The 4,440-nt window shown below is 57.9% G+C and carries 4 protein-coding genes; all 4 read right to left on the minus strand.

The genetic code is table 11. From position 1 onward, the window contains the following. Nucleotides 1-299, minus strand: a 299-nt coding sequence (locus tag AC13C7_RS00035) for a transposase (RefSeq protein WP_482866185.1), incomplete at its 3' end; no start/stop codon positions are given. 52 nt (nt 300-351) lie between these two features. After that, on the minus strand, nt 352-687 hold the full coding sequence (locus AC13C7_RS00040; RefSeq protein WP_482866186.1) for a restriction endonuclease subunit S: 336 nt from the start codon (nt 685-687) through the stop codon (nt 352-354). Further along, nucleotides 684-2,189 (minus strand): type I restriction-modification system subunit M, encoded by a 1,506-nt coding sequence (locus AC13C7_RS00045; RefSeq protein WP_482866187.1) that lies wholly within the window; start codon nt 2,187-2,189, stop codon nt 684-686. Before AC13C7_RS00045 ends, AC13C7_RS00040 begins: the two co-directional genes overlap by 4 nt. Before the next feature lie 14 nt (nt 2,190-2,203). After that, nucleotides 2,204-4,440: type I restriction-modification enzyme R subunit C-terminal domain-containing protein (locus AC13C7_RS00050; protein WP_482866188.1), on the minus strand; the 2,237-nt coding region annotated here is incomplete at its 5' end.

The following is a 4,440-nucleotide window of genomic DNA, read 5'->3' on the forward strand; positions in this document are numbered from 1 at the left end:
CCGGCAAACCGGCGCATGGCCTCGCTCTCGTACAGGCTTTCGTCCGCCATCGGATCGCTCAGGGCGTACCAGCTTTCCACGAAATACACGCGCAGCATCGTCTCCAGCGGGATCGGGGGGCGGCCGTGCTTCGGGCCCACCTTCGGATAATGCGGTTCGATCAGCGCCAGCGGCCGCGGCCAACGCACAACCGCGTCCATCTGCGACAGGAGAATCTCCCGCCGCGTCACCGTCTTCTTCATTGCGTCACGAAGGCCGGGAATGGCTGGCTGCTTAGGCATCGGCGGCTCCTCTGTCATCCGCCAGAATCCTACCAGATCACGCCGAAATGGGGAGGTTCTTCAGAGAGTCCTAAAGATAATCTGCAGTCAAATCTTTGGATGGTACAAAACTCTTGAACCCTTGATTGGTAGCCATCGGAGTTCGGTTTATGGCAACCAAGCCAATAGGGGCTCGAGAGCTGAAAAGCACAGAATTCGGAGGCAAAAGCCGTGCCGAACACGATTTCAGACCTGCGTCAGTAATCCGCCTCTCAGTCGAGGCGATATGTTTGGCCTTAAGGTTCGACAAATCAGTTGGCGTTGCCCATGCGATCTCACCGCCCCAATAGTCAGGCACGGTAGATTTTGGGGTCGCGCCGCTTATGATATCGGCGACCTCACCGAGTTGAACCTGCTGCCAACTCATCCCAACATCCCCTCAAGGTCGGCGAGGTCCTTGGCTATGGCGGCGTTGAGCTTGTTCATCCGCTCGAGGATATCCTTCGGCGGGTCGTATTCCTGCTCTGCGTAAATGCGCTCCTTGTATTTGGAGAGCGAGAGGTCGAAATTCGCCTCGCGGATGTCATCGGCCGGAACGAAGAAGGCCTTCTGCTTGCGGTCCGTGTCCCGCTTCGGATCGCGGTTCCGCCAGGCCGCGATGCAATCCGGCAGGTCATTGGCCTCGATCGGATCGCGCTTGTCATCCAGCGAGTAACCGTCCGCCTCCACATCGTAGAAGAAGACATCATCGGTACGCCCGCCCTTGGTGAAGACGAGGATGCCGGTAGACACACCCGCATAGGGCTTGAACACACCCGAGGGCAGCGAGATCACCGCCTCCAGCTGGTTGTGGTCGACCAGCAGCTTGCGCAGTGCCACATGGGCAGTGGACGAGCCGAAGAGCACGCCATCGGGCACAATGGTGGCCGAGCGTCCGCCGGTTTTCAGCATGCGCAGGATCAGCACCAGAAACAGCAGTTCTGTCTTCTTCGTCTTCACCTGCCGCAGCAGCCCGGCATGCACATCCTCGAAGTCCAGCGAGCCCTTGAAGGGCGGATTGGCGAGGACAATGTCAAAGCCGTCGCTTGATGATTTGGGGAACTTCTCCGGAAAGCTGTTGCTCAGCGTGTCCTGGTAGTGGATGTCGGGATTATCAACGCCGTGCAGCATCATGTTCATGGCCGCAATGCGCAGCATGGTGGCGTCAAAATCGAAGCCGTGGAACATGTCGTTGCGGATATGGGTCCAATGGTCCTCGAGCAGGTCACCGGTGAAGGTCTTCTCGGTCTTGCCGGTGTCCGGATCCGTTTCCTCCATCACCGCCTCGGGCGAGGTGTGGTTTTCGAGAAGGTAGTTCATCGTCTCGACCAGAAAGCCGCCGGTGCCACATGACGGATCGGAAATCACATCGGTGGGCTTGGGCTCCAGCATGTCCACCATGAGGCGGATGATGTGGCGCGGGGTGCGGAACTGGCCGTTGATGCCTGCGGTGGTCAGCTTGCCGAGCAGGTATTCGTAGAGGTCGCCCTTGGTATCGCCAGCGGTGAGCGGCAGGTCGTTGATCATGTTGACCGCCTTCACCAGAAGGCTGGGCTTCTGGATCATCAGCTGAGCATCTTTCATGAACTCGGCGAAGGTGGTGCCGACAGACGCCTTGCGGAAATGCGGGAAGACCCGGTCGCGCACCAGCGGCAGCATTTCATCGGCACCCAGATGGCGGAACTGCGACCAGCGGAGTTCCTGTTCATCGGCATTGAACCGGCGCTTGAACTCCACGCCGCTGCGCTTCAGGCGGTTTTCGTCGCGGGCTTCGTTCACGTCGAGCAAGCGCACGAAGATCAGGAAGGTGATCTGCTCGATCACCGTCAGCGGATTGGTGATGCCGCCGGTCCAGAACTCGGTCCAGAGGGCATCGATCTTCTTTTTCAATTCGCCGGTTACCATTAGTGTAGCTTTCCTTGGGATGTATCGGCTCCGTCATCGCCTTTGGGCGCCGGAGCGAAGAGATTGACGATCTTCATCAGCTGATCGATGTCGTCGGGCTTTTCGAAAATGCCCTCGGGACCATCGGCGTCCACAACCGTGAATGGCTGATCATAGAGGCGGTCGATGGTGATGAAACCGAATTTGATGATGTGGTTTTGCAGCAGCGCCAAGAAGCGTGTCTGCTTCGCCGTCAGTTCGGGATGGCCCAGCACGAAGGCCGAGAACTTTTCCTTCACGGCCTGTTCTTCGAGCCCGACCATCTTGCGGATGGTGATGTCGAGCGGCAGCGTCGTGGACGCAAAAAACTCTTCCAGCGCGTTGCGGCTGACATCGGGGTTCTGGGTCAAGACCAGTGAGATAATTGCGTTGAGGTCCTCGGGCGTAACCGCCTCGCCTGCGCGGATTTTCTTCAACGTCGCATTGGTCTCGAAGTGCTTTTTCAGTTCAGCTTCGACGAGCTGCTCATAGGCAGCCACGTCCACGGTCTTGAGCGAAGCGCTGCGGCGTGAGGACTGCACGAGACCGGTGTCTTCAGTGATGTCGACGATCTTGGGGCCGTTGCCGCCAATCTTCTGTCGGTCGCGGTAGATCATGATGCTGCGCAGCGGCTCGCGCACGGCCTCAAGGTCCATCACGGTCACGCCGTTCCAGAAGGCATCGGACTTGGCCTTTTTGATCACCTCGGCCTGTTCCCGAACCGGGTTGAGATGCATCTGGAGCGAGCCCAGCCGGTCGAGGAAATCGATCTTGAGATCGGCGACCTCGGCAGACTGATGCAGGACCGCGATCTGGGCCTTGCACACAAGCAGATCGAACGCATGCGCCTCGGCCTTGCCCCTGATATCGCGCCATTGCATCAGCGGGGCGATGGTCTGGCGCAGCACCGATACTGTCCCGGGATCGAACCGTTTCAGGTTCTCAATCGAAGCAGTCGAGCGCTTCTCCCGCCACTTCTCCCGCACCGCGACGGTGTTTTCATCGAGCGCATTGATGTCGGCAGCGATCAATTGGATCACGTGATCGAAGACGGCAATCTCGCTTTTCTGCAGTGCCGTTTCAGCAAGCTGGATGCGCTGCTCGAAAAGCTGTTGGAGCAGTGATTTCGTAACCGTCGGCTCGGCAGGTTTGTAGCCCTCTTCGAAGCGTTTGAAGTTAGCCCAGTGGTCGAAGATCCGGAAGACGGTCTTGTCCTTTCCAGGGCCAAACAAATCGGTGCAAAGCCGTGTGCCGCGTCCAACCATCTGCCAGAACTTGACCGGCGAGCGCACAGGCTTGGCAAAGACGAGGTTCACGATCTCGGGCACATCGATGCCGGTATCGAGCATGTCCACCGAAAGGGCGACGGTGAGCTCGCTGTTGGTGCCCGTTCCCTTGAAGTCATCGATCAGGCTTTCCGCGCGTGGGTCATAGTTGTCGATCACCTGACAGAACTTTCCGCCATATTGCGGATACATCTCGTCGAATAGCCGGCTCATCAGCATGGCGTGTTCGTGATTGCGCGCAAAGATGATCGTCTTGCCGATGGTCTGTCCGTTCGCATCTCGGATGCCGTTTTCCATCAGATTGCGAATGATCACACGGTTGGTGTCGCGATTGTAAATCGCCTTGTCGATCTGTTCTGAGGAGTAGTCATAGTCATTCGGGTCTTCGCCTTGCGCTTCCAGTTCCTCGATCTGCGTTTGGGTCAGCCCATCAAGTGTGATGCCGTCACGAAGGAACTGAGTGGTATGATCGATCACCTCAAAGGGAACAAGATGCTTCTCACCCACCGCCTCTTCCAGGTCGTAGCTGAAGGTCGGCAGCTTGCCCTCGCAATTGAAAAGGCCAAAGGTCGACCGTGTCACGAAATTGACCGGCGTCGCCGTCAACCCGACCTGGAGGCTGTCGAAATAGTGAAAGAGATCACCATAGATGTTGTAGATGCTGCGGTGGGACTCGTCAGCGATAATCAGATCGAAGAACCCCACATCGAACGACTGGTACACCTTGGCCATCGCCGGGTACGTCGAAATGAATATGCGCTCCGTGGCAGCCCCGTTGACACGAGAGTTGACCTGACCTGCCCCTTTTTTCGGGGCCACTCTTAAATCGAGCTTGTTCTCCTTTTGTGTGCCATCATTCGGCGGCGTGAGCAATGGGCGCAGGCGCGGAGCCATCAAGTAGCTCAAGCGGCTGCGCCCATTGCGTTTTGTCG

It is taken from the genome of Alterinioella sp. B-7, from assembly GCF_056857775.1.

What these genes read in the sequence shown, in the direction of transcription:
- AC13C7_RS00040 (WP_482866186.1), bottom strand. Translation starts at nt 687, where the DNA reads ATGAGTTGGCAGCAGGTTCAACTCGGTGAGGTCGCCGATATCATAAGC.